At 67.9% G+C, this 22,161-nt stretch carries 24 protein-coding genes and 2 pseudogenes; 6 read left to right on the forward strand and 20 right to left on the reverse strand.

The window, feature by feature from the left end; translation table 11 throughout:
- Window positions 1-59 precede the first annotated feature (59 nt).
- Entirely contained in the window at window positions 60-299 is a 240-nt protein-coding gene (locus G6N54_RS08560; RefSeq protein ID WP_163789671.1) for an MbtH family protein, read from the reverse strand.
- Between the two features lie 200 nt (window positions 300-499).
- Between G6N54_RS08560 and G6N54_RS31025 the strand changes: the two genes are divergently transcribed.
- On the forward strand, window positions 500-625 hold the full coding sequence (locus G6N54_RS31025; protein ID WP_264078372.1) for a hypothetical protein: 126 nt from the start codon (window positions 500-502) through the stop codon (window positions 623-625).
- A 333-nt stretch (window positions 626-958) separates the two neighbouring features.
- Here G6N54_RS31025 and dprA read toward each other — a convergent pair whose 3' ends face one another.
- The 4 genes from dprA to fdhD form a co-directional block, all read right to left on the reverse strand.
- Window positions 959-2,125, reverse strand: a complete 1,167-nt coding sequence (gene dprA / locus G6N54_RS08565; RefSeq protein WP_163789672.1) for a DNA-processing protein DprA — start codon at window positions 2,123-2,125, stop codon at window positions 959-961.
- Window positions 2,122-3,633, reverse strand: a complete 1,512-nt coding sequence (locus tag G6N54_RS08570) for a YifB family Mg chelatase-like AAA ATPase (protein WP_163789673.1) — start codon at window positions 3,631-3,633, stop codon at window positions 2,122-2,124. Before G6N54_RS08570 ends, dprA begins: the two co-directional genes overlap by 4 nt.
- On the reverse strand, window positions 3,633-4,028 hold the full coding sequence (locus G6N54_RS08575; RefSeq protein ID WP_163789674.1) for a YraN family protein: 396 nt from the start codon (window positions 4,026-4,028) through the stop codon (window positions 3,633-3,635). Before G6N54_RS08575 ends, G6N54_RS08570 begins: the two co-directional genes overlap by 1 nt.
- Before the next feature lie 144 nt (window positions 4,029-4,172).
- Window positions 4,173-4,994, reverse strand: coding sequence for a formate dehydrogenase accessory sulfurtransferase FdhD (gene fdhD, locus G6N54_RS08580; protein WP_163789675.1), 822 nt, complete (start codon window positions 4,992-4,994; stop codon window positions 4,173-4,175).
- A gap of 236 nt (window positions 4,995-5,230) precedes the next feature.
- Between fdhD and G6N54_RS08585 the strand changes: the two are divergent.
- A pseudogene (locus G6N54_RS08585) lies at window positions 5,231-5,994 on the forward strand (GAF and ANTAR domain-containing protein).
- A gap of 1 nt (window position 5,995) precedes the next feature.
- Here the strand turns inward: G6N54_RS08585 and G6N54_RS08590 are convergent.
- From G6N54_RS08590 to rplS, 4 genes and pseudogenes are all read right to left on the reverse strand, one after another.
- Window positions 5,996-6,301, reverse strand: coding sequence for a DUF2469 domain-containing protein (locus G6N54_RS08590; protein ID WP_007171389.1), 306 nt, complete (start codon window positions 6,299-6,301; stop codon window positions 5,996-5,998).
- Window positions 6,298-7,123, reverse strand: a pseudogene (locus tag G6N54_RS08595) (ribonuclease HII). The gene G6N54_RS08590 and the pseudogene G6N54_RS08595 overlap by 4 nt, the downstream one beginning before the upstream one ends.
- Window positions 7,124-7,125: 2 nt before the next feature.
- Window positions 7,126-8,040, reverse strand: a complete 915-nt coding sequence (gene lepB, locus G6N54_RS08600; protein ID WP_163789677.1) for a signal peptidase I — start codon at window positions 8,038-8,040, stop codon at window positions 7,126-7,128.
- A 78-nt stretch (window positions 8,041-8,118) separates the two neighbouring features.
- The gene (gene rplS / locus G6N54_RS08605; RefSeq protein ID WP_163789678.1) at window positions 8,119-8,460 is read right to left on the reverse strand and encodes a 50S ribosomal protein L19; all 342 of its coding nucleotides are present in this window, start codon (window positions 8,458-8,460) and stop codon (window positions 8,119-8,121) included.
- A 344-nt stretch (window positions 8,461-8,804) separates the two neighbouring features.
- On the opposite strand from rplS, the gene G6N54_RS08610 reads away from it, so the two are divergent.
- Window positions 8,805-9,767, forward strand: a complete 963-nt coding sequence (locus tag G6N54_RS08610; protein WP_163789679.1) for a serine hydrolase — start codon at window positions 8,805-8,807, stop codon at window positions 9,765-9,767.
- On the opposite strand, the gene trmD is transcribed toward G6N54_RS08610, so the two are convergent.
- The 6 genes from trmD to G6N54_RS08640 form a co-directional block, all read right to left on the reverse strand.
- Window positions 9,764-10,450, reverse strand: coding sequence for a tRNA (guanosine(37)-N1)-methyltransferase TrmD (gene trmD, locus G6N54_RS08615; RefSeq protein ID WP_163789680.1), 687 nt, complete (start codon window positions 10,448-10,450; stop codon window positions 9,764-9,766). The genes G6N54_RS08610 and trmD overlap by 4 nt on opposite strands.
- Window positions 10,451-10,453: 3 nt before the next feature.
- Window positions 10,454-10,987, reverse strand: coding sequence for a ribosome maturation factor RimM (gene rimM / locus G6N54_RS08620; RefSeq protein ID WP_163789681.1), 534 nt, complete (start codon window positions 10,985-10,987; stop codon window positions 10,454-10,456).
- A 10-nt stretch (window positions 10,988-10,997) separates the two neighbouring features.
- Complete coding sequence (locus G6N54_RS08625; RefSeq protein ID WP_163789682.1) at window positions 10,998-11,240, reverse strand: RNA-binding protein; 243 nt, start codon at window positions 11,238-11,240, stop codon at window positions 10,998-11,000.
- An 8-nt stretch (window positions 11,241-11,248) separates the two neighbouring features.
- Complete coding sequence (gene rpsP, locus G6N54_RS08630) at window positions 11,249-11,743, reverse strand: 30S ribosomal protein S16 (RefSeq protein WP_163789683.1); 495 nt, start codon at window positions 11,741-11,743, stop codon at window positions 11,249-11,251.
- A 180-nt stretch (window positions 11,744-11,923) separates the two neighbouring features.
- The gene (locus tag G6N54_RS08635; RefSeq protein WP_163789684.1) at window positions 11,924-12,355 is read right to left on the reverse strand and encodes a nuclear transport factor 2 family protein; all 432 of its coding nucleotides are present in this window, start codon (window positions 12,353-12,355) and stop codon (window positions 11,924-11,926) included.
- A gap of 53 nt (window positions 12,356-12,408) precedes the next feature.
- Window positions 12,409-12,897, reverse strand: a complete 489-nt coding sequence (locus G6N54_RS08640; protein ID WP_163789685.1) for a carboxymuconolactone decarboxylase family protein — start codon at window positions 12,895-12,897, stop codon at window positions 12,409-12,411.
- A gap of 58 nt (window positions 12,898-12,955) precedes the next feature.
- Between G6N54_RS08640 and G6N54_RS08645 the strand changes: the two genes are divergently transcribed.
- Window positions 12,956-13,306 carry a hypothetical protein gene (locus G6N54_RS08645; RefSeq protein WP_163789686.1) on the forward strand — a complete coding sequence of 117 codons (351 nt, stop codon included), beginning with the start codon at window positions 12,956-12,958 and terminating at the stop codon, window positions 13,304-13,306.
- A gap of 43 nt (window positions 13,307-13,349) precedes the next feature.
- Complete coding sequence (locus tag G6N54_RS08650; protein WP_163789687.1) at window positions 13,350-14,219, forward strand: D-alanyl-D-alanine carboxypeptidase family protein; 870 nt, start codon at window positions 13,350-13,352, stop codon at window positions 14,217-14,219.
- Window positions 14,220-14,223: 4 nt separating this feature from the next.
- On the opposite strand, the gene G6N54_RS08655 is transcribed toward G6N54_RS08650, so the two are convergent.
- The 5 genes from G6N54_RS08655 to ffh all read right to left on the reverse strand — a co-directional run bounded on the left by G6N54_RS08655 (window position 14,224) and on the right by ffh (window position 21,195).
- A complete protein-coding gene (locus G6N54_RS08655; protein WP_163789688.1) occupies window positions 14,224-14,826 on the reverse strand; it encodes a TetR/AcrR family transcriptional regulator in 603 nt (200 codons plus the stop codon).
- 10 nt (window positions 14,827-14,836) lie between these two features.
- Window positions 14,837-16,621, reverse strand: a complete 1,785-nt coding sequence (locus tag G6N54_RS08660; RefSeq protein WP_163789689.1) for an N-acyl-D-amino-acid deacylase family protein — start codon at window positions 16,619-16,621, stop codon at window positions 14,837-14,839.
- Between the two features lie 102 nt (window positions 16,622-16,723).
- A complete protein-coding gene (locus tag G6N54_RS08665; RefSeq protein WP_163789690.1) occupies window positions 16,724-18,415 on the reverse strand; it encodes a serine/threonine-protein kinase in 1,692 nt (563 codons plus the stop codon).
- A gap of 65 nt (window positions 18,416-18,480) precedes the next feature.
- Entirely contained in the window at window positions 18,481-19,563 is a 1,083-nt protein-coding gene (locus G6N54_RS08670) for a metal-dependent hydrolase family protein (protein ID WP_163794598.1), read from the reverse strand.
- A gap of 75 nt (window positions 19,564-19,638) precedes the next feature.
- Window positions 19,639-21,195, reverse strand: a complete 1,557-nt coding sequence (ffh, locus tag G6N54_RS08675; protein WP_163789691.1) for a signal recognition particle protein — start codon at window positions 21,193-21,195, stop codon at window positions 19,639-19,641.
- Window positions 21,196-21,337: 142 nt separating this feature from the next.
- On the opposite strand from ffh, the gene G6N54_RS08680 reads away from it, so the two are divergent.
- The gene (locus G6N54_RS08680) at window positions 21,338-22,144 is read left to right on the forward strand and encodes an alpha/beta hydrolase (protein ID WP_163789692.1); all 807 of its coding nucleotides are present in this window, start codon (window positions 21,338-21,340) and stop codon (window positions 22,142-22,144) included.
- Window positions 22,145-22,161: the final 17 nt, after the last annotated feature.

Here is a 22,161-nt window from a genome sequence, read left to right on the forward strand (position 1 = left end):
TGGACTTGTGTCCTTGGCTGCTCAGTTGACCGGCTGTAGCGTCACATTGAGGCAATCTTTTACTGCGCAAGCCCTCCGTCGGGCTGCGCACTTGCCAATCTCTCACGCAAACTTCTCGGCCGTATGTCAGGCCAGTTCTGTTCGATGTAGTCCAGACACGCGGCACGATCCGCCTCGCCGTAGACGACTCGCCAGCCAGCTGGAACAGAAGAAAACACCGGCCACAAGCTGTGTTGGTCTTCGTCGTTGGCTAGGACGAGGAAGCTGCCCTTATCGTCATCAAACGGGTTGACGCTCAACAGATCCCCCTGGTTGCAGTCAGTTTGTATACAGATCCCCAAATCTATACGATTCGCTAGATCATATGTGATCTACGTAGGGCACACAATCCCCGCGACAGTGTCTTCGGTGTAAATAATCCGCAAAGAACAAACGACCAAACGTAGTACTGCCTTGGGGCGCTGGGTGATTCGTCGGTACTACGGAATCCGTCGCGCGGGTGAGCCAGTGGCCGTCGCGGGTGGCCCCGATCGAGATCGCTCAGGCCATCTTGTTTCGCTGGGAGCTCCACACGTTGATCGATGCCGGAGTCACCCAGGGCACCCCCAAGGGTGGAGGCCGATAAGCTTGCTGCCGCCTCTAAGCGCATCGCGCAGCTCGACGCCGAGCTGGTCTTGACCCGTCGACACCCAGTGGACTCGATCAACCGACGGTCCACCGCAGCTTTTCCTAATGTCATTGTCGTTCAATGATATTGAGCGCCGCTCGGCGCTGTTTTGCCGTGCGGAGGTGCGAGACCGCCACGTTCCCGCTGCCAAGGTTTGAAGCGCTGTTCGGTGTGATGGCCACAGTGCTGACTCCGACGGGCTTGCATCTGTCGGAAGACAAGACCCACCGGAGCCGAACCGCTCCCGCGCTGCCGAGGGCGCGCGGTCTTCCGTGGATGTGTTTCCCTGGGTCACGTAGCTCGCATCCGCACCTCCCCCGCTCGGTCGCGGGTGCGCACGATTCGCCAGCACCCACCGTCACGCTCGGCCAACCCGGCCACCTCGAGAATCGCCAGCGGTCCGAGCACCTGCTCGGGCATCAGCCCGGAGCCGACCGCGATCTCGTCGACCGTTGCAGCGCCGCGACCGGGTAACGCCTCGTACACCTGACGTTCGGCCTCGCCCAGCCCGTCCAACGCCGTCGCGGGCCGAGGTTCTTCGACGGCGAGTTCACCGATGCGGCCGACGAGTTCGACGATGTCGTCGGCCCGAGTGACCAGCTCGGCCCCGTTGCGCAACAGCACGTGACAACCCACCGACGCGGACGATGTGACCGGTCCGGGCACCGCGGCCACCATCCGGCCCAACGCCCGCGCCCAAGCCGCGGTGTTCGCGGCGCCGCTGCGCAGCCCCGCCTCCACCACCACGGCGGCCCCCGCGAGTGCGGCGACCAGGCGATTGCGGGTCAGAAACCGGTGCCGAGCCGGGGTAAGTCCGGGCGGGTATTCGCTGATCAGCAGGCCGTGCTGACCGATGCGGTGCAGCAGGGCGGAATGCCCTGCCGGATATGGGATATCGATCCCGCTGGCCAGCACCGCCACGGTGATTCCGTCGCTCGCCAGCGCCGCACGATGGGCCACCCCGTCGATCCCGTAGGCGCCGCCGGAGACCACAGCGACGTCGCGCTCGGCCAGGCCCGCCGCCAGATCGGCGGCCACCTGCTCGCCGTAAGCGGTGGCGACGCGGGTGCCCACCACCGCGGCCGCGCGTTGGGTCACCTCGTCCAGGCGCGCGGGACCCAGCGCCCACAACACCAGCGGCGGCGCGCCGCGAGGCCTGGCCGCGGCACCGCCGAATGCCGAGAACGCGACCAGCGGCCACTCCGGGCAATCGGGGGTGATCAACCGTCCGCCGCGCCGGGCGAGCAACTCGAGATCGGTTGCAGCGGAGTCTATTTCCCGCCTAGCCGCGGTGCTCCGCGCCAGCTCGTCACTGACCAGTCCGCGCCCGACCCGGTCGGCCGCCTCGACCGGGCCGACGCGGCGCACCAGGGCGGCGAGTTCCGGGCACGGCGGCTCGGCCACTCGCGACAGGTACGCCCACGCCGGCCAGCTGGGATCGTCGAACACCGCGGTCATCGTTGCGCTTCCAGCTGCCGGAAGCTCAGTGCGGCGGCCACCTCGTCGAGCCCGGGCACGCTCCGGCCGGCCAGGTCGGCCAGGCTCCACGCGACGCGCAACGTGCGATCGAGTCCGCGGATGCTGAGCAGCCCGCGTTCCACCGCGAGGCGCAGCGGATCCATTGCCTTGCTGCCGGGCCGGAACTTTCGTCGCAACAGCGTTCCACTGACTTCGGCATTGGTGCTGATACCGTGTGGCCGCCAACGCTGCGCCGCCGTATCGCGGGCCTGGGCCACCCGCTGGCGCACCTGCGCGGACGATTCGCCGTCGGCGACCGCGAACGCGCCGGTGCGCACCGCATGCATCTGCACCCGCAGGTCCACCCGATCCAGCAACGGACCCGACAGCTTGCCCAGATAGCGCCTTTTGGTTGCGGCCGGACACATGCAGTCCTGCGGATCGGCCGGCGCGCACGGGCACAGGTTGGCGGCCAGCACCAACTGGAACCGGGCCGGGTAGCAGGCCACCCCGTCGCGGCGTGCCAGACGAATCAAGCCGTCTTCCAACGGTGTTCGCAATGCCTCGAGCGCGCTGAGGCTGATCTCGGCGCATTCGTCGAGGAACAGCACTCCGCGATGCGCCCGGCTGACCGCGCCGGGGCGGGCCATTCCCGAGCCTCCGCCGACGAGTGCGGCAACGCTGGAACTGTGGTGGGGCGCCACGAACGGCGGCCGGGTGATCAGCGGCGTGTCCCCGGACAACAACCCGGCCACCGAATGAATCGCAGTGACCTCCAGCGCCTCACTGTCGGTCAGGCGGGGCAGCAATCCCGGAAGACGCTGCGCGAGCATGGTTTTGCCGATGCCCGGCGGCCCGGTCAGCATCAGGTGATGCGCCCCGGCGGCGGCGACCTCGACCGCGAAACGTGCCTGCGCCTGCCCCACGACGTCGGCCAGATCACCCGCCGGCTCCGGGTCTGTCGCAGCCGGGCTGATCCGCTCGTCCAACCGGACCGACCCACCGAGCCAGCCCTGCAGTTGTCTTAGCGTGCGCACGCCCCAGACGTCGATCCCGTCGATCAGGCTGGCCTCGGCCAGGTTGTCCACCGGGACGACGACGGTGGGCCAGCCCTCACGTTTGGCGGCCAGCACCGCGGGCAGCACCCCGCGCACCGGCCGCACCCGGCCGTCCAACGACAGCTCGCCCAGCAACACCGCCTTCTCCAGGCGTTCCCACGGATTCTTGCGCTGTGCCGAGAGCACGGCCGCTGCCAGCGCGATGTCGTAGACCGAGCCCATTTTCGGCAGCGTCGCCGGAGACAGCGCGAGCGTGAGTCTGGCCTGCGGCCAGTCGTTTCCGCAGTTGGTCACCGCCGCCCGCACCCGATCGCGCGACTCCTGCAACGCGGCGTCGGGCAGTCCGACGAGGTGGACACCGGGTAGCCCCGAGGTGATATCGGCCTCGATCTCCACGATGTGACCGTCGAGTCCGCGCACCGCGACTGAGAACGCGCGACCCAGCGCCATCAGCCGATCCCCTGCAGGTGCGAGATCTCCGGCATGCGCCGGCGCCCGATACGGACGCCGATCACATCGATGCGGACCGCCGCCCAGCGCCCGTCCTGAGCGGCCAGCCAGAGCCCCGCCAGCCGGCGCAGCCGCCGGACCTTGCGGGGCGTGACGGCTTGCGCCAGGCCCCCATACCCGTCCCCGGTACGCGTCTTGACCTCGACGAACACCACCGTGCGGGTGACGTCGTCGGCGGCGATCACGTCGAGTTCGCCGTAGCGGGAGCGCCAATTGCGGTCCACGATGCGCAGCCCCATCCGCGCCAGGTATGCCACGGCGTGGGCCTCACCCAGCGCTCCCAGCTCGATGCGGGTCATCCTCTTTTCGGCCTCGGAGGCCCTTGCGGTCGTCATGCGACCAACCTGCCCACCCGGCCCGACATGACCCGCCGCGACGGGCACCCGACGGCCACCGCAGGGGTCGGTTATTCACAGGCGGATTTCTATCCACAGCCACCGACGAAGCACCCTGCACTGCAGCGCTATTCGAAATCGAAACTAGGTGATCCGGTCCGCGCGGCTGTACACGTTCATCGAGTCGGCACGCAGGAACGCGACCAGCGTGAGCCCGGACTCGTCGGCCAGCGACACCGCCAGTGACGACGGTGCGGACACCGCGGCCAGCACCGGAATCCCCGCCAACACCGCCTTCTGGGTGATCTCGAACGACGCCCGGCCGCTAACCAACAGCACCGCACCCGTCAGCGGTATCCGCTCGTGCTCGACCGCCCACCCGACCACCTTGTCGACGGCGTTGTGCCGACCGATGTCCTCGCGGACCACCAGCATCGTGCCGTCGGCGTCGAACAGCGCCGCTGCGTGCAGTCCGCCGGTGCTGTCGAAAACCTTTTGGGCGCTGCGCAGTTGGCCGGGCATCGCCTTGAGTGTGGCGGATGTCACGGTGACGGGATCGTCGCCCGCCGAGAAGCGGCTGATCACCCGGACGGCGTCCAGCGACGCCTTGCCGCAGACCCCGCACGAGGAAGTGGTGTAGAAGTTGCGGGTGACGTCGAGGCCGGGTGGTTTCACCCCGGGGGCCAGCGTCACGTCCAGCACGTTGTAGGTGTTGGCGTCGCCCTCGCCGCGGCCGCCGCAGTAGCGGATGGTCTGCACCTCGTCGCGGCGCACGATCACGCCCTCGGTGAGCAGAAAGCCTTGTGCGAGTTCAATATCCGAGCCGGGGGTCCGCATCGTCACGGTGACCGGCGTGCCGTTGACCCGGATCTCCAGCGGCTCCTCCACGGCCAGCGTTTCGGGCCGGGTGACCGCCTGACCCGCGTTGAGGTGCGTCGCGCGGCGGCGCGCGGTTACGTTCCCCACGGCTATATCACCTCGGCCGAAGGCTGAAACGAACCCTGAAACCTCACCAAGCCAAACTACATTGGCACGCGGCCCGGCGGGCCAACACGCCGTCTGACGTGCGGCCATTCGGGCACCGGTCGGTCCCGAGTGCTCTAGGGTCGATTTGGCTCGTCGGTTGGACGAGCATGGGTAACACAGCGGTTAAGGGTTGCGTCGGCGGCACGCCGTACGACACAGCCGGAATGAGGCACCACATGGCAGATGAACCACAAGGCGACGCGTCGATGCCGGGCGGCGAGAAAGCCGATCCAGCGACGGTTTTCGCGGCCCTCGCCGAGATCATTTATCAGGGCTCGGACGTCACGGAGATGTACGCGGCCATCTGCGTCGCCGCGACATTGACCGTGCGCGGCTGTGACCACGCCAGCCTGTTGGTGCTCGACGGCGATCGCTATGTCACCGTCGGCGCCAGCGATGCGCTCGCCAAGAAGATCGATCAGATGGAGCTGGACGCCGGCGACGGCCCCTGCCTGGATGCCATCGAAGAGGAGACCCCCAGATCGACACCGACCTGACGACGCCGTCGCATTGGCCCAAGCTGGCGGCCCGGCTGCTCGCGGAGACTCCGGTGCGCGGAGCCATGGGGTTTCGGCTGCTGGTCAACAAGCGCAAGGGCGCCGCGCTTAACCTGTTCAGCGACACCCCCAACAGTTTCGACGAGGAGTCGGCGGGAACGGCGGCGGTGCTGGCCTCATTCGCCAGCGTGGCCATCAACGCGGTAGCGAAGGGCGAGGATGCCGCCAGCCTGCGCCGGGGGCTGCTGAGCAACCGCGAAATCGGCAAGGCCGTCGGGATGCTGATGCTGCTGCACGGCCTGACCGAAGACGAGGCGTTCGACCTGCTGCGCCGGCACTCCCAGGCCATGAACATCAAGCTGGCCGACGTCGCGCGCGAGGTCATCGAGCGTCGCGGCGGCCTGCCGCCCGACGGTGAGACCGAACTTCCGTCCGGGAAATGACCTATTCGGGGAGCCGCAGTTCGGGCTTCTCGACCTCTTCGATGTTGACGTCTTTGAAGGTGACCACCCGCACCTGCTTGACGAACCTGGCCGGCCGGTACATGTCCCACACCCAGGCGTCGGACAGCCGCAGCTCGAAGTAGACCTCGCCGTCGGCGTTGCGCGGCACCATTTCGACGCTGTTGGCCAGGTAGAAGCGTCGTTCGGTTTCCACGACGTAGCTGAACTGGCCGACGATGTCTTTGTATTCGCGGTAGAGCGAGAGCTCCATCTCGGTTTCGTACTTTTCGAGATCTTCGGCACTCATCTGCTCAAACGTCCTTTTCCCTGCCCGTTTTCCTGACTCCCCGTTCGCGACAGCATGGTCGCCGGGCGAGCAGTCCGCTCCCATCTTTCCTCACGAGGGTTCGCCACGCTCGCCCGGAGGGTCCGGTTTGCATTCGGCCACCACCCGTGCGCCGGAGCCGTCCCCGGATACCGAGGCCACGCGCCGGACGTTGATGAACGAATAGCGGTGCTCGGCGCAGGGCCCGAGCCGGCTCAGCGCCGAACTGTGCGCCGCCGTGGTGTAGCCCTTGTGGTCGGCGAAGCCATAGCCGGGATGATCGGCGTCCATCGCGACCATCAGCCGGTCGCGGCTGACCTTGGCCAGCACGCTGGCGGCGGCGATGCAGGCCGCGGCCGCGTCCCCACCGACCACCGGCAGCGACGGCATCGGCAGCCCCGGCACCCGAAAGCCGTCACTTAGCACGTAGCCGGGCCGCACCGACAGACCGGCCACCGCGCGCCGCATGCCTTCGATGTTGGCGACGTGCACCCCGCGCCGGTCGACTTCGGTCGACGGGATGAACACGACGTGATACGCCACCGCGTAGCGGCAGATCAGCGGGAACAGCTTCTCTCGCACCTTCTCGGTGAGCTTCTTCGAATCATCAAGGGCAGCAAGGCTTTCCAGGCGATTAGGCCCCAGGACACAGGCCGCCACCACCAGCGGGCCCGCGCAGGCGCCGCGGCCGACCTCGTCCACCCCGGCCACCGGACCCAGGCCGCTGCGATGCAGCGCGGATTCCAGGGTGCGCAGTCCTGTCGATTTGCGGATCACCGTCCGCGGCGGCCAGGTGGTGGCCATGGCTACTGGCCTTGCTGTGGGTTCACCGAACCCACGCCACCCCATCGCGTCGGCGGCCAGACGATGAACCTGGCCTTGCCGATGACGTTGTCGACCGGCACCGTCCCCGAGCTCGGATCGCCGGTGCACAGAATGCCTTTGAGCGCGTCGGTCGGGGTGCTGGTGCAGTGGGCGCGCGAGTCCGCCGAATGGGTGCGGTTGTCACCCATCACCCACAACCGTCCGTCCGGGACGGTGACCGGCCCGAACTCACTGCCCAGGCACGGGTACACCGCCGGGTCGGCCATCATCGTGGCCGGCTTCAGGTACGGCTCCTTGAGCGGCTTGCCGTCGACCGTCAGCCCGGTGTCGGCTCGGCACTGCACGGTCTGCCCGCCGACCGCGATAACCCGCTTCACCAGATCGTTCTCGTCCGGGGGCACGAATCCGATGAACGACAGCCCGTTCTGGACCCAGCGCAGCGCGGTGTTGGTGGAACGGATCGACTTGTATCCGGTATTCCAGTTCGGCGGGCCCTTGAAGACGATGACGTCGCCGGGATGCGGCGAGCCGAAGCGGTAGGTGAGCTTGTCGACCATGATCCGGTCGCCCACACAACCCGAACAGCCGTGCAACGTGGGCTCCATCGACTCCGACGGAATCAGGTACGGACGGGCGACGAACGTCAACATGACGTAGTAGAGGACGATCGCGGTCACCGCCAGAATCGTCAGCTCGCGCAGCGCCGACTTCTTCTTGGGTTCCGGCTCGTCGGACGCTTCCGGGTCGGACTCCCCGGCGTCGGGTTCGGACGGGGCGCCGGGCTCGTCGGCTTCGGCCCCTCCGGTCAAGGGCACGTCCGGGGCGCGAGTGGAGACCTTCGGCTCCGACTGACCAGCCTCGGGCGGGGGCTCGGGTGAGTCCGTGGAATCCGTCACGAGATCAGAGTATCCAGCGCGTTGAGGGTGTCGCTAAAGCGTCTGGGCGTGCCGCACCGACCGCCGAGACGCGCGCAGTCAGCGCTTTTCCTTGATCTTGGCCTTCTTGCCGCGGAGTTCGCGCAGGTAGTAGAGCTTGGCGCGGCGGACGTCGCCACGGGTCACCACCTCGATGTGGTCGATGGTCGGCGAGTGCACCGGGAAGGTCCGCTCGACGCCGACGCCGTAGCTCTCCTTGCGCACCGTGAAGGTCTCGCGGATGCCACCGCCCTGCCGGCGGATCACCACACCCTTGAACACCTGGATACGCTCCTTGGCGCCCTCGATGACCTTGACATGCACGTTGATGGTGTCGCCCGGGCTGAAGGCCGGGATGTCGTCGCGCAGCGACGCCTGATCGACGAAGTCCAGCCTGTTCATGCGAGTGACACTTCCTTGAGGTCGCGGCGTGCGGCAACTGCCCGCACGCAGGGGTGGTCGTTAAGCCGATTTCGGGCTTTGGGTGGTATCTCGCAGCAGGCAAGAGGCGGCCCGGCCTGCCGGCAGCCGCTGGAGACAACTGATCAATTGTGCCAGACACCCGGCGTGCATTGAAAATCACAGGTAAACCCCGCGGTTCATGGCGCGCCGTAGGCGCTGGTGAATGGTACATATAGCTGGGGTCAAAACACGCTAGTCACTACCCGAACTCGAAGACGCCCGGGCAGATTGCGGTACGGCCGCCCAGATGCAGGTTGACGTCAGAGAACTTGGGAGAAGAACAGATGCGGGTACGCCCCCACAACGCACTCGCCGCCTTCGCGGCGGTGACGCTGGTGCTGGCGGGGTGCGACGAGGCACGGCTCGCGGAAAAACCCCAGACGAAGGTATCCAGCACGTCCGCGGACACGCCCGATCACCAGCCGCAACTCATTCAGCTGCTGCTGGACACCGTCGACACGCCCGGTTTGGCCGCGGCGCCGCAGGTAGTGCAGACCTCATTCGGCGGGCTGCAGGCACGCATTCAGCAGGCGACCGACCAGGCCGCCGCCGCCGGGGCCACGCTCTCGGTGGGCATTCTGGACCGCAAGACCCACGAGCTGATCTCCAACGGCAACACCCAGATCATCGGCACGGCGTCGGTGGCCAAGCTGTTCATCGCCGACGATCTGCTGCTGCAAGAAGCCCAGGGCAAGACCACGCTGTCCCCCGACGATCGTCAGGCACTTGACCTGATGCTGCAGTCGTCCGACGACGGCGCCGCGGAGCGGTTCTGGGGTCAGGATGGTGGTGACAACATCATCACGCAGGTGGCGAACCGCTACGGGCTGACGTCGACCACCCCGCCGTCCGACGGGCGCTGGTGGAACACGATGAGCTCGCTGACCGACCTGATCCGCTATTACGACGAGCTGCTCGACGGCACCGGCGGTCTCTCCGAGGACCGGGCCAAGGTCATCGTCAACGACCTGGCCCGCTCCACCCCGACCGGAATCGACGGGTACCCGCAGCGGTTCGGCATTCCCGACGGTCTGTTCGCGGAGCCGGTGGCCGTCAAGCAGGGCTGGATGTGCTGCATCGGCACCGAGTGGATGCATCTGTCGACCGGCGTGGTGGGATCGGACCGCCGCTACATCGTGGTCGTCGAGTCGCTGCAGTCCTCCGACGACACGACGGCACGCGACACGATCACCCGGGCCGTCAAGACGATGTTCCCCAACGGCCGAATCGGCTCCAACTCCGTCTAGGGCTCGAGATCGGGGCGGCGCTCGCGGGTGCGTTGCAGCGAAACCTCCCGGCGCCAGGCCGCGACACGCGCGTGATCGCCCGACAGCAGCACGTCGGGGACGTCGAGACCCCGCCAGCTCGGCGGCCTCGTGTAGCTGGGCCCCTCCAACAGGCCGCCCAGCACCGGCGAGTGCGAATCTTCGCGATGCGACGCGGGATTGCCCAGCACGCCGGTCAGCAGCCGCAGCACGGATTCGATCATCACGACCGCCGCCGACTCGCCGCCCGGCAGCACGTAGTCGCCGATCGACACCTCCTCGACCCGCATCCGGCGCGCGGCATCCTCGACGACGCGGTGGTCGATGCCCTCGTAGCGGCCGCAGGCGAACACCAGGTGTCCCTCGGCGCTCCAGCGCTGGGCGGTGGCTTGCTTGAACAGCGCGCCGGCCGGGGTGGGGACGACCAACAGCGTTTCGCCGGAACAGATTTCATCCAGCGCCTCACCCCACACCGGCGCTCTCATCACCATCCCGGGCCCGCCGCCGTAGGGCGCGTCGTCCACCGAGTGGTGCACGTCGTGCGTCCACCCCCGCAGGTCATGAACCCGCAGATCGACCAGGCCCGACGCAATCGCCTTGCCGGGCAACGATTGCCGCAGCGCGTCCAGATAGTCCGGAAAAATCGTCACGACGTCTATGCGCACCGGCTACCCCAAATCCAGCAGGCCCTCGGGCGGATCGATTTCGACCATCCGGTCGTCCAGCGACACCGAGGTGACGATCGCATTCACGAACGGCACCAGCACTTCCCGGGTTTCGGCGCCATCACGTCGGTGCACCGCCAGTAACTCCCCGGCCGCCGTGTGCAGCACCACGGCGACGACGCCGAGATCCTGTCCCGCGGTGGTCCGCACCGCCAGGCCTTCGAGCTGGTGGTCGTAATAGGTGTCGGCCTCGTCGATCGGTGGCAGGTCGTCGGAGTCCACCACGAACAGGCTGCCGCGCAACGCGTCGGCGGCATCGCGGTCGTCCACTCCGGCCAACCGCACCAGCAGCCGGCCGCCGTGTTCGCGCGCGGCGGCCACCACATAGCTGCGTTCTTCGCCGCGACCGCGGGATGGCTTGGCACGCAACGTGCTACCCGACGCGAACCGATCGGCGGGGTCGTCGGTGTGAACTTCCACGACCACCTCGCCGGTGATGCCGTGTGCTTTGACGACGCGCCCGACGAGCAGCTCCATGAGCACCGGCCTACTGGTCGGTGTCCACCACGTCGACGCGGATACCGCGGCCACCGATGCCGGCGACCAGCGTGCGCAACGCCGTCGCGGTACGGCCGCCGCGACCGATCACCTTGCCCAGATCCTCGGGGTGCACGTGCACCTCGACAGTGCGTCCGCGCCGGCTGGTAACCAGATCCACCCGGACATCGTCCGGGTTGTCCACGATTCCGCAGACCAAATGCTCGACAGCGTCGACGACGACCGTACTCATCGCGACAGTCAGCTTTCGGCGGGCGCGTCGGCGGGAGCCTCGGCGGTTTCGGAGGCGGCTTCAGCTTCGGCCGGGGCCTCCGCGGCGGCCTCGTCGGCCTTCGCGGGCTTCTTGGCCGGGGCCTTCTTCTTCGGCTTGGTGGCCTCGGTGGTCGGTCCGCCGTCGGCCTCGGCCAGCGCGGCGTTGAACAGGTCCAGCTTGCTGGGCTTGGGCGGGGCGACCTGCAGGCTGCCCTCGGCGCCGGGCAGGCCCTTGAACTTCTGCCAGTCGCCGGTGATCTTCAGCAGCTTGACGACCGGTTCGGTCGGCTGCGCACCGACCGACAGCCAGTACTGGGCCCGCTCCGAGTCGATCTCGATCAGGCTCGGGTCTTCCTTGGGGTGGTACCGGCCGATCACCTCGATCGAGCGGCCGTCGCGCCGCGTGCGAGCGTCGGCGACGGCGATGCGATACTGGGGGTTGCGGATCTTGCCAAGCCGGGTCAGCTTGATCTTCACAGACATGGTTAAGCGAATTCTCCTGTGTGTGTCACGCTGCAATTCAGCGATCCGGGCGGGATGCCCGGATCCGGTTTTGCCTCGCGTGTATGACCGGGGCGCGATCGTAATCGCGCGACGGACAGCCGCCCATTGTGCCAGAACGAGGGCCTTCGGCAGAAATTCACCAAGAGCCGCGGCACCGGGTCACACGATCTTCTGGAAAACCTTCGTCTCGACCCGGCGCGTCATCCGCCAGCCCTGCTCGGTGCGCACGAACTCGTCGTCGTACCAGAGCCCGCAGAACATCACCTGGTCTCCGGGTTTGCCGGAGTCGCCGGGAAAGACCATCGGGTTGAAACAGATCACCCGGGAGGACGCCTTGTCCCCGTCGATCTGGACCGAGAAATTCCCGAGCATGTGCGCGTACACCTGGAACGTCGGCAGCACCTCGGACAGCCATTTCTTGACCTCCGGGTAATGGCCTTCGATGCCGCCCAACGCCGTGTAGTCGATGTAGGCGTCTTCGGTGAATACCTTGTCCAAATCGTCGAATCGCCGCTGGTCGATGGCGGTGGAATAGTCCACCATCAGCTGCTGGATCTCCAGACGGTCGGAAATTTCGGCCAGTCTCAACATGCATCGATTCAACACCCGGGATATCGGGCCGGCCCAGCCACCCCGAAGAGCCGTCAGTTTCCTTGTGTTTCAGCGTGTTTCGCGACTCGTTTCGCTTCCAAGGCGGCCGGCGTGTTGCGGAAGCTGATCGCCAACCGGTTATAGGTGTTCATCGTCGCGATGGCGATCGTGAGGTCAACCAGTTCTTTCTCGTCGAAGTGCGCGGCCGCGGCCTGGTACGCGCTGTCGGGCGCGCCCGTGGTCGAGATCAGGGTGACCGTCTCCGCCCACGCCAACGCGGCGCGCTCGCGGTCGTCGAACAGCTCGCCGGCCTCCTGCCACACCGGAACCAGCGCGATCTTTTCGTTCGACACCCCCAATTGGCGCAATTCCCGGGAGTGCATGTCGATGCAGTAGGCGCAGCCGTTGATCAGCGAGACCCGCAGGTATACAGCGGTCAGCAGCACCGGCGACAGACCCGACTGGCTCACGTAGAGATGCACGTCGCCCAGTAGTTTCACGCCCCGCGGGGCCACCGCTTCGTAGTCGATTCGTTCACCCATAGCCGTCTCCTCCCCTTTCCCATACCACGCAAAGCCGGCAAGGAGAATAATCCCAGCTATGAAAGCAGGGATCGCCTGCTTGGCAACGACAATGCTGGTGTGGGCCGGCCTGGGTTCACCCGGCGTGGCCGGGGCCGCCCCGGGTGCCTGCGCGCCGGGCAGCGCGTGCCAGCGCTGGTGCCCGGGTGACCCCGATCCAGCGGGCCGGCCGATTCCCTGGGACCCGAACGTCTGCCATGACTTCTACTGGGACTACGCGGGCGTGCACGACACCGGCACCGGCGTCTTCTACTCCTGGCAGTCGCTGCCGTTCAAGCACCCGCCGCCGCCGGGGCCGGTCCCCACGCAGACGTCCTACCTGCCGCTGCCCCCGCTGCCGTTCTGCCCTGTTCCGCCCTGGTGTCCGTGAGGCAAGAGGCGTCGGCCGGGCCCGGAAGTTAAACTCTGCGGCCATGCGGAAACTCATCGCCGCAGCTGCTGGGCTGCTCACGGTCGCGGGAATCACCGCCGCCACGTCCTGGGCCGACGATATGCAGCCGATCGGCTCGCTGCCGATCCCCGACGGCCCCGCGCAGACCTGGATCCTGGCCGACCTGGATAGCGGCCAGGTGCTGGCCGGACGCGACCAGAACCTGGCCCACCCGCCCGCGAGCACGATCAAGGTGCTGTTGGCGCTGGTGGCACTGGACGAGGTGAGCATGGACTCCACCGTCGTCGCCGACGTCGCCGACACCCAGGTCGAGTGCAACTGCGTCGGTATCAAACCCGGCCGCAGCTACACCGCCCGGCAGCTGCTCGACGGCCTGCTGCTGGTATCCGGCAACGACGCCGCCAACACGCTGGCGCATCTGATGGGCGGCGCCGACGCCACGGTGGCCAAGATGAACGCGAAGGCCGCCTCGCTCGGCGCGACCAGCACCCACGCGGCCACCCCGTCCGGTTTGGACGGCCCCGGCGGCTCCGGGGCCTCGACCGCACACGACCTGGCCGTCATCTTCCGGGCCGCGATGGCCAACCCGATGTTCGCCCACATCACCGCCGAGCCGTCGGCGATGTTTCCCGGCGATCATGGCGACGAGCCGATCACCAATCAGGACGAGCTGCTGACCCGCTATCCGGGCGCGATCGGCGGCAAGACCGGGTTAACCAACGCGGCCCGCAAGACCTTCGTCGGCGCCGCCGCGCGCGGTGGACGCCGGTTGGTGGTCGCGATGATGTACGGCATGGTCAAACCGGGCGGACCGACCTATTGGGATCAGGCGGGCAGCCTGTTCGACTGGGGTTTCGCGCTCAACCCGTCGTCCAGCATCGGCTCGCTGTAGAGCCTCAACGGCCCTCGATCGGAACCAGTCCGGTTATCAGCTTGGACAGCAACGCAATTCGTTGCTCCTCGATGTCGGGCTCGGGGAAAATCCCGCGCACGATCGCCGCGCCGTCGAAGACGTTGGTCATCAACGCCACCAGCACCGGGAAGGTCTCCTCGCCGATCGCCTCGGCACCCGGAAGCGCCCGCGCGGCGTCGAGAATCTTCGCGGTGTACTGCGCCAGGACGTCGCGCAGATGGGTGTTGAGCTTCTCGTCGGTACGCGCGGCGATCATCAATTCGTAGAGCACCGCGTTGGTGGGGCCGCCGGTGATGTCCCGCAGAATCGTCAGCGCCGCTTCCAGCGCCGGCTGGTCGGCCGGGATTTGGGCGACCTGCTTGGTGAACGACTCCACCTGCCGGCGCAGCACCTCCGACGCCGTCGCCGCCATGAAGTCGCTCATCGTCTCGAAGTGACGGAACAGCGCCCCCACCGACACCCCGGCCCGCTTGGTGATCACGGCGGCCGAGGCTCGCGCGTAGCCGACCTCGACGATCCTGGCGATGGACGCCTCGAGGAGCCGCCCGACGGTCTCCTCGCGGCGTTGCTGCTGGGTTCTTGCCATGAGAGGCCGCTCAGACCAGTGCGGCCGAGTGCCGCGCGCGCCGACCGGCCCGCAGGTACCGGCCCGACTTCACGGTCTGTCCGTAGCCCTCACGGAACTCGCCCGCCCGGAAGACCACGGCGCCGCCCACACCCGTGGCGACCACGGCCTCGTCGTTCCGATTGACCATGCGCCGCAGACCGCCGTAGAAGGGGACCTCTTCCTCGTGGTAAGCCTCGACCTCGTCGTTGAGGCCGGCCGGGTCGATCACCACGAAGTCGGCCCGGTCGCCTTGCCGCAGGGTTCCGGCGTCGATGCCGAACCAGTCCGCCAGTTCGCCGGTGAGCCGGTGCACGGCCCGTTCGGTGGTCATGAACGGTGCCCCCGCCCGGTAGGCGTCCCGAGTTCGCTTGAGCAGCTTGATCGGAAAGTTGTAGAAGGCCATATTGCGCAGGTGCGCCCCGGCATCCGAGAAGCCCATGTGCACGCTGTCCTCGTTGGCCAGCGCGTTGAGCAGCTTGGGCCGGTGGTTGGCGACGATGGTGGTCCAGCGCACGTTGCGTTCCCCGTTTTCGACGAGCACGTCGAGGAACGCGTCGAGCGGGTGCAGCCCGCGCTCGTCGGCGATCGCGCCAAAGCTCTTGCCGATCAACGACTTATCGGGGCACTCGACGATCACGGCGTCGTGGAAGTCGCGGTGCCACAGCGACGGGCCCAGCTTGACGCGGTCGAACTCCTTGCGGAACTCGCGGCGGTAGGCCTCGTCGGCCAGTAACTCGTTGCGCTGCAACTGGTCACGCAGGTGCAGCGCGGCCGTGCCCGCGCCGAACTCTTCGAAGACCGGCAGGTCGATTCCGTCGGAGTACAACTCGAACGGTACCGGCAGATGCTGGAACCGCACACTCGATCCGAGCAGCTTGTTCGCCAGCCGGGTCGCCGGCCCGAACACGTAGACCGCCAGCGGATTGGACTTGGCATCCGCGGACACCAGCAAGCTCATCCGAACCCCCTTGCGGCGTCCGAATATTCGACTGTTCTCCAGGAAGAACAGAATGGCCGTGGCCGCCCTGTTGACGTCGGGCGCGCTCTGCAGCATCCGACCCCGCTTGCGCAGCACTTTGATCAGCTTGCGGCGCTCGCGCCAGGTCGCGAAGGTGGACGGCAGCGCCCGCGAGCGGAAGCGGTCGCCGTCGAGCTTGTCGATCGCGGCGTCCATGCCCGACATGCCCAGCATCCCGGCCTCGAGGGCCTCGTCGAGCAACGCCGCCATCTTCTCCAGTTCGGCGTCGGTGGGCTTGACGGTGGCGTCGGTGGCCCGATCGAGCCCGAGCACGGTGCTGCGCAGATCCGAATGACCAAGCAGCGAACCGACATTCGGCCCGAGCGGCAGCGCGTCGATTGTCTCGATGTATTCCGCGGCGTTTGACCACGTTCGCTTGGAGTTCAAAGCGCCGAGCACGTAGTTGCGCGGCACCGCCTCGACCCGGCTGAACAAGTCGGCGGCGTCTTCGGAGTTCGAGTACACCGTCGACAGCGAGCACATGCCGAGCAGCACCGTGGTGACACCGTGGCGCACCGACTCGCGCAGGCCCGGGTCCAGCAGCACCTCGGCGTCGTAATGGGTGTGCACATCGATGAAGCCGGGCACGATCCACTTGCCCGCCGCGTCGATCACCTCGGGGCAGCCCGTCTCGTCGAGCGGCCCGGAGGACACCGTGGCCACCACGCCGTCGCGGATACCCAGCGTGCGGGTGTGTGGCGCGCTGCCGGTTCCGTCGAACCACAAGCCGTCGCGGATGATCACGTCGTAAGCCATTGTCGCCTCCAAAGTTATGTTGCAGCGAGCCTATCATAGATAGTGAGCACTCGCAATCTTTTCTGGAAACACCCTCAGCCGCAGGTCACGCTGTTGCGTGGGTTAGCGACCCGGCGTGGCTGGTGCCCCGGTCGGCTTCGGGGCGCTCGGGGTCGTGGATGCGGCGGGGGCCTGCACGCCGGCGATTTCGGGGACCGAGATCGGGTCCGGCACGTAGACACCGGGCGGGGTGTCGGCGGTGCGGGCCAGCTTCGCGGGGACACGGATCACCGACCCGCGCTGAGCACACTCGTCGGTCTGCACGACGAGGTCCGTTTCGCCGACGAGGTCGCCCTGGGGGTTGGGCCGCAGGGCCAGCGTCTGCACGGTGGTCTGCGACTTGGCTACCCCGGTCGGTCCCACGCACGCAAATGGCACCGTCTCCGGCCGCGCCTGCCATTGGCCGTCGGTGTACTGAAAGATGACCGGACGACCGGCGCCGTTGGCCACTTGGCTGTGGTCGTTGTCGTCCAGCAGCACCGCGGCGGCCGAGCAGTAGGACGGCGTGCACGACGAGCGCAACGCCCACCACGTCGTCACGTCCGGCGGTTGCGGGCTCGGCGTGTAGTCGAAGGTCTCCTTGGATCGCTGCGCATCGAGGCGATAAGTGCCGTCCAGCGGGTTCGGCGGACCGGATGGGGTGCTGGGCGGCGGCACGGCGGCCGCCGCGGGCGGGCTGGGCGGGGTGCTCGCCGCGCGCGCCGCTGTCGACTCCATCTTTCGCCCGGTGAAGATGCCGAACGCGAACAGCCCGATCAGCAGCACGATCGCCGCGGCACCGACCACGATCTTGCGGGGCCTGCGCCGCGTCGGCAGGGCGGCCGGCGCCTCGACAGCCGGTTGGCCGGTAGATTCGCCATCGTCGAGGGGCCAGTCGTAGGCCGGGTAATCCAGGACGACGACCGCATCGGGACTGCGATCCCCCGTCTCCACCACGGACAGCGCATTGGCCGCATTGGCGAACTCCCGGCAACTCGCAAAGCGGTCGGCGGGCCGGGTGGCCAGCGCTCGCGCGAACACCCGATCCAGCTGCGCCAACTCCGGCCGCTGTTCGCTGAGTTTGCGCGGCGCGGTGTTCAGCAACTCGCGCAGCGCGGCCGACGGACTGAGATATTCGGTCGGCGGCGCGCCCGTCAACAGGTGAAATGCCGTCGCCGCCAACGCATACTGATCGGCGCGCCGACCGACGTCGTCGCCCATCAACTGCTCGGGCGCGGCGTAGCCCACCGTGCCGACCGGCACATGCGAGCCGACCACGCCCGAGTGCTCGCCGAGCGGTCGCGCTACCCCGAAGTCCGACAACAGAATCCGTTGCTCGCCGTCACCGGGACTGGTCAACAGGATGTTGGCCGGCTTGACGTCGCGGTGCAGCAACCCGCGCTGGTGGGCATAGTCCAGCGCGTCGGCCGCCGCGGTGATGATCGCGAGCACTTCGCCGACCGGCCACACCGCCGGAAACCGGTCCTTGAGCAGCTGCGCGGCGTAGTCCACCGCGATCCACAGCTGTCCGTCGAAATCGCCGCGGTCGTGCACCGCCACGATGTGCTGGTGATGCAGGCTCGACACGGCGGCGGTCTCGGACAGAAAGTCCCGGCGAAACTGACGGTCCGACGACAACGCCGGCGACAGCACCTTCAGCGCCTGCCAGCGCGCCGAACGGGGATCCTGAACAAGGTAGACATCTCCAGTCACCCCGGATCCGAGCCTTCGAGCGACGGTGTAACCGGAAAAAACCGCGCCGCTGGCCAACGCCATCGGCTTATTCTGTCCGCGACCGCGACGCCCCGCTGATCAGGCGCCCGGACCGCAAGCGCCTTGTTTCAAGGCCGAAAGATGTTGCCGCGCAGGATCACCAGGTCGGGTTGGCTCAGCACACCGGGACCCGTACGCGGGTCTTGGGAGTAGCACACCAGGTCCGCGGACGCCCCGTGCTCACACCCGGGACGGCCCAGCCAGCGGCGGGCATCCCAGCAGGCGGCGCCCAACGCGTCGGTAGGGCTCATTCCTATTCCCTTGAGAGCCTCGACTTCGTCGACGATGCGGCCGTGGGCGATCATCGTGCCGGCGTCACTGCCGGCGTAGATCGGAACGCCCGCAGCCGCGGCCGCCGCGATCCGCTCGCGGCAGCGCGCGTACAGCTCCCGCATGTGCGCGGCGTAGGTCGGGTAGCGCTTGGCGGCGTCGGCGATGCCGGGGAAATTGTCGATGATGTTGATCAGGGTGGGAACCAATACGGTTCCGTGCTCGAGCATCAGCGCGATGGTCTCGTCGGTGAGCCCGGTGCCGTGTTCGATGCAGTCGATCCCGGCCTTGATCAGCCCCGGCATCGCCTCGTCGCTGAAGACGTGGGCGGTGACGCGGGCGCCGTGCGCGTGGGCGGTGTCGATCGCGGCCTTGAGCACATCGTCGGACCACAGCGGGGCGAGATCGCCGATGCCGCGGTCGATCCAGTCGCCGACCAGCTTGATCCAGCCGTCGCCGCGCTTGGCCTCTTCGGCCACCGCGGCCGGCAGCTGCGATTCGTCTTCGAGCTCGACAGAGAAACCGGCCTGATAGCGCTTGGGCTTGGCGATGTGCTTGCCGGCCCGGATGATGCGCGGCAGGTCGTCGCGGTCGTCGAGGCTGCGGGTGTCGGTCGGCGAGCCGCAGTCGCGCAACAGCAGCGCGCCGACCTCGCGCTCGGCCTCGGCCTGCACGATCGCGTCGTCGATCGGGATCTCGCCGTGGTGGCCGAGCCCGACATGGCAGTGGGCGTCCACCAGCCCGGGCAGGATCCAGCCGCCATCGAAAACGGTGTCGGCCCCGGCAACCCGTTCGGTGCTGATGTGACCATCGACGATCCACAGTTCGATCGCGGTCTCTTGGCCATTCTCCGGGGGCAACCCCCGACCCCGCACGTGCATCGGCACCGCGCGGCTACTTTCTTCCGGTCCAATGGTGACGACCCGCTTCGCCCGGCTGCGCCGCGCTCGCGATCGTCACGGCTTGCCTGGGAACTTGAGCTTGGACAGATCGAAGTCGGCCAGGCCGGGCGGCAGCTCGTTAAGACCCTCGGGCATTTGCGACAGATCGGGGAATCCGGCGGGCATGCCCGGCATGCCGGCGCCGAGCGGGTTGCGAGCCTTGGGCGGCGTGGGACCGCGGCCGCCCTTCTTGCCCTTCTTCCCCTTGGCTCCCTTGGCTTTTCGGGTCGCGGACTTGCGGCCCATGCCCGGGATGCCCATGCCGCCCAGCATCGACGACATCATCTTGCGGGCCTCGAAGAAGCGGTCCACCAGCTGGTTGACCTCCGACACGGCGACGCCCGACCCGTTGGCGATGCGCAGTCGCCGCGAGGCGTTGATGATCTTGGGGTCGGCGCGCTCCTGCGGCGTCATGCCGCGGATGATCGCCTGCAACCGGTCCAGCTGCCGGTCGTCCACCTCGGCCAGCGCGTCCTTCATCTGCCCAGCGCCGGGCAGCATGCCCAGCAGGTTGCCGATCGGCCCCATCTTGCGGATCGCGAGCATCTGCTCGAGGAAGTCCTCGAGCGTCAGCTCGCCGGAACCGATCTTGGCCGCGGCGGCCTCGGCCTGCTCGGCGTCGAAGACCTGCTCGGCCTGTTCGATCAGGCTGAGCACGTCGCCCATGCCGAGGATGCGGCTGGCCATGCGGTCCGGGTGGAAGACGTCGAAGTCTTCCAGCTTCTCGCCGGTAGACGCGAAAAGGATTGGGACGCCGGTGACCTCGCGGACCGACAGCGCGGCACCACCGCGGGCGTCGCCGTCGAGCTTGGTCAACACCACGCCGGTGAAGCCGACGCCCTCGCGGAACGCCTCGGCGGTGGTGACCGCGTCCTGACCGATCATGGCGTCGAGCACGAAGATCACTTCGTCGGGGTCGACGGCGTCGCGGATCGCCGCGGCCTGGCTCATCAGCTCGTCGTCGATGCCCAGGCGGCCGGCGGTGTCGACGATCACGACGTCGTGGTGCTTGGCGCGGGCCTCCGCGATCCCCGCCGCGGCGACGGCGACGGGATCACCCGGCCCCGACCCGGGCGACTCGCCGGGATGCGGCGCGAACACCGGCACACCGGCGCGCTGACCGGTGACCACCAGCTGGTTGACGGCCGCGGGCCGTTGCAAGTCGCACGCCACCAGCAGCGGCGTGTGCCCCTGGCCGCGCAGCCAGGCGGCCAGCTTCCCGGCCAACGTGGTCTTACCGGAACCCTGCAGACCGGCGAGCATGATCACCGTCGGCGGGGTCTTCGCGAACGCCAGCTGGCGGGTCTGCCCCCCGAGGATGCCGATGAGTTCTTCGTTGACGATCTTGACGACCTGCTGCGCCGGGTTGAGGGCACCGGACACCTCGGCGCCGCGGGCCCGCTCCTTGATCCGGGCGACGAATGCTCGCACGACGGGCAGCGATACGTCGGCTTCCAGCAGGGCGAGGCGGATTTCCCGTGTCGTGGCATCGATGTCGGCGTCGGTCAGTCGACCCTTGCCGCGCAGCCCCGCCAGGGCACCGGTCAACCGGTCGGAGAGCGATTCAAACACCCCGCCAGCCTAGTGGTGATCGCGAGCGCGCGGCTGGCCGGGCACTCGGCGCCCACTGTGCGGCTGGCCGGGCACTCGGTGCGATGACCGCCAGGCGGGAAACACTCTTGACGGCGTCGCTGACGACAGCAAATGTCAGCTCATGCTCGAGGTCATCGACAAGGGATCCTGCAGCCCGGACCATCCGGTGCCGCTGCTCTTCGTGCATGGCGGCTGGCACGGCGCGTGGTGCTGGGACGACCACTTCCTGGACTACTTCGCCGACGCCGGCTATCGCGCCGTGTCGATCAGCCTGCGCGGACACGGCGCCAGCCCCACCACCAAGCCGCTGACCAAGGTGTCCGTCGCCGGCTACCTGGATGATCTGCGGTCGGTGGCCGACGACCTGGGCGGCGCGCCGGCACTGATCGGCCATTCCCTGGGGGGCTTCGTGATCCAGCGCTACCTCGAACAGCACAGCGCGCCGGCCGCGGTGCTGCTGGGCTCCGTACCGCCGACGGGGGTGCTCAGCCTGGCGATACGGGTCTGGCGTCGCCGGCCGTCGATGACCTTGCAAGCCTGGAGCGACCCCACGCTGCTGAAGTTCCTGGCGACCCCCCAGCTGACCCGCGAGTACCTCTTCTGCGCCGACACGCCCGAGGCCATCGTCGAATCCTGTCGGCAACGCGCCGGAGCCGAGAGCGTGCGCGCCGCGATGACCGATCCGATCGTCCGCCGGGTCAGAACCCGGCGGGTGAGGACGCCGATCCTGGTGCTCGGCGCGCTGTACGACGGCTTCGTCAGCGTCAACGAGGTGCGCGCCACAGCGCGCGCGTATGCGACCGAGCCGGAGTTCTTCGCGATGGGACACAACATGATGCTCGAACCGGGCTGGGCCGACGTCGCCGAACGGATAGACACCTGGCTGCAGACCCGCGACTTGGCGGGCCCGTCGCGGGTTTCGGGATAACCTGGTTGCGTCGTTCC

It is taken from the genome of Mycobacterium stomatepiae (assembly GCF_010731715.1).
In the GTDB taxonomy this organism is placed as follows: Bacteria; Actinomycetota; Actinomycetes; order Mycobacteriales; family Mycobacteriaceae; genus Mycobacterium; species Mycobacterium stomatepiae.

Coding starts and splice junctions, on each gene's coding strand:
- rpsP (WP_163789683.1), bottom strand. CDS start 11,743: ATGTCTGTGAAGATCAAGCTGACCCGGCTTGGCAAGATCCGCAACCCC.
- rimM (WP_163789681.1), bottom strand. CDS start 10,987: ATGGAGCTGCTCGTCGGGCGCGTCGTCAAAGCACACGGCATCACCGGC.
- G6N54_RS08575 (WP_163789674.1), bottom strand. CDS start 4,028: ATGACGACCGCAAGGGCCTCCGAGGCCGAAAAGAGGATGACCCGCATC.
- G6N54_RS08650 (WP_163789687.1), top strand. CDS start 13,350: ATGCGGAAACTCATCGCCGCAGCTGCTGGGCTGCTCACGGTCGCGGGA.
- G6N54_RS08655 (WP_163789688.1), bottom strand. CDS start 14,826: ATGGCAAGAACCCAGCAGCAACGCCGCGAGGAGACCGTCGGGCGGCTC.
- G6N54_RS08645 (WP_163789686.1), top strand. CDS start 12,956: ATGAAAGCAGGGATCGCCTGCTTGGCAACGACAATGCTGGTGTGGGCC.
- G6N54_RS08660 (WP_163789689.1), bottom strand. CDS start 16,621: ATGGCTTACGACGTGATCATCCGCGACGGCTTGTGGTTCGACGGAACC.
- rplS (WP_163789678.1), bottom strand. CDS start 8,460: ATGAACAGGCTGGACTTCGTCGATCAGGCGTCGCTGCGCGACGACATC.
- dprA (WP_163789672.1), bottom strand. CDS start 2,125: ATGACCGCGGTGTTCGACGATCCCAGCTGGCCGGCGTGGGCGTACCTG.
- G6N54_RS08680 (WP_163789692.1), top strand. CDS start 21,338: ATGCTCGAGGTCATCGACAAGGGATCCTGCAGCCCGGACCATCCGGTG.
- G6N54_RS08590 (WP_007171389.1), bottom strand. CDS start 6,301: ATGAGTGCCGAAGATCTCGAAAAGTACGAAACCGAGATGGAGCTCTCG.
- G6N54_RS08570 (WP_163789673.1), bottom strand. CDS start 3,633: ATGGCGCTGGGTCGCGCGTTCTCAGTCGCGGTGCGCGGACTCGACGGT.
- G6N54_RS08625 (WP_163789682.1), bottom strand. CDS start 11,240: ATGAGTACGGTCGTCGTCGACGCTGTCGAGCATTTGGTCTGCGGAATC.
- G6N54_RS08610 (WP_163789679.1), top strand. CDS start 8,805: ATGCGGGTACGCCCCCACAACGCACTCGCCGCCTTCGCGGCGGTGACG.
- G6N54_RS08665 (WP_163789690.1), bottom strand. CDS start 18,415: ATGGCGTTGGCCAGCGGCGCGGTTTTTTCCGGTTACACCGTCGCTCGA.
- G6N54_RS08635 (WP_163789684.1), bottom strand. CDS start 12,355: ATGTTGAGACTGGCCGAAATTTCCGACCGTCTGGAGATCCAGCAGCTG.
- G6N54_RS08640 (WP_163789685.1), bottom strand. CDS start 12,897: ATGGGTGAACGAATCGACTACGAAGCGGTGGCCCCGCGGGGCGTGAAA.
- G6N54_RS08670 (WP_163794598.1), bottom strand. CDS start 19,563: ATGCACGTGCGGGGTCGGGGGTTGCCCCCGGAGAATGGCCAAGAGACC.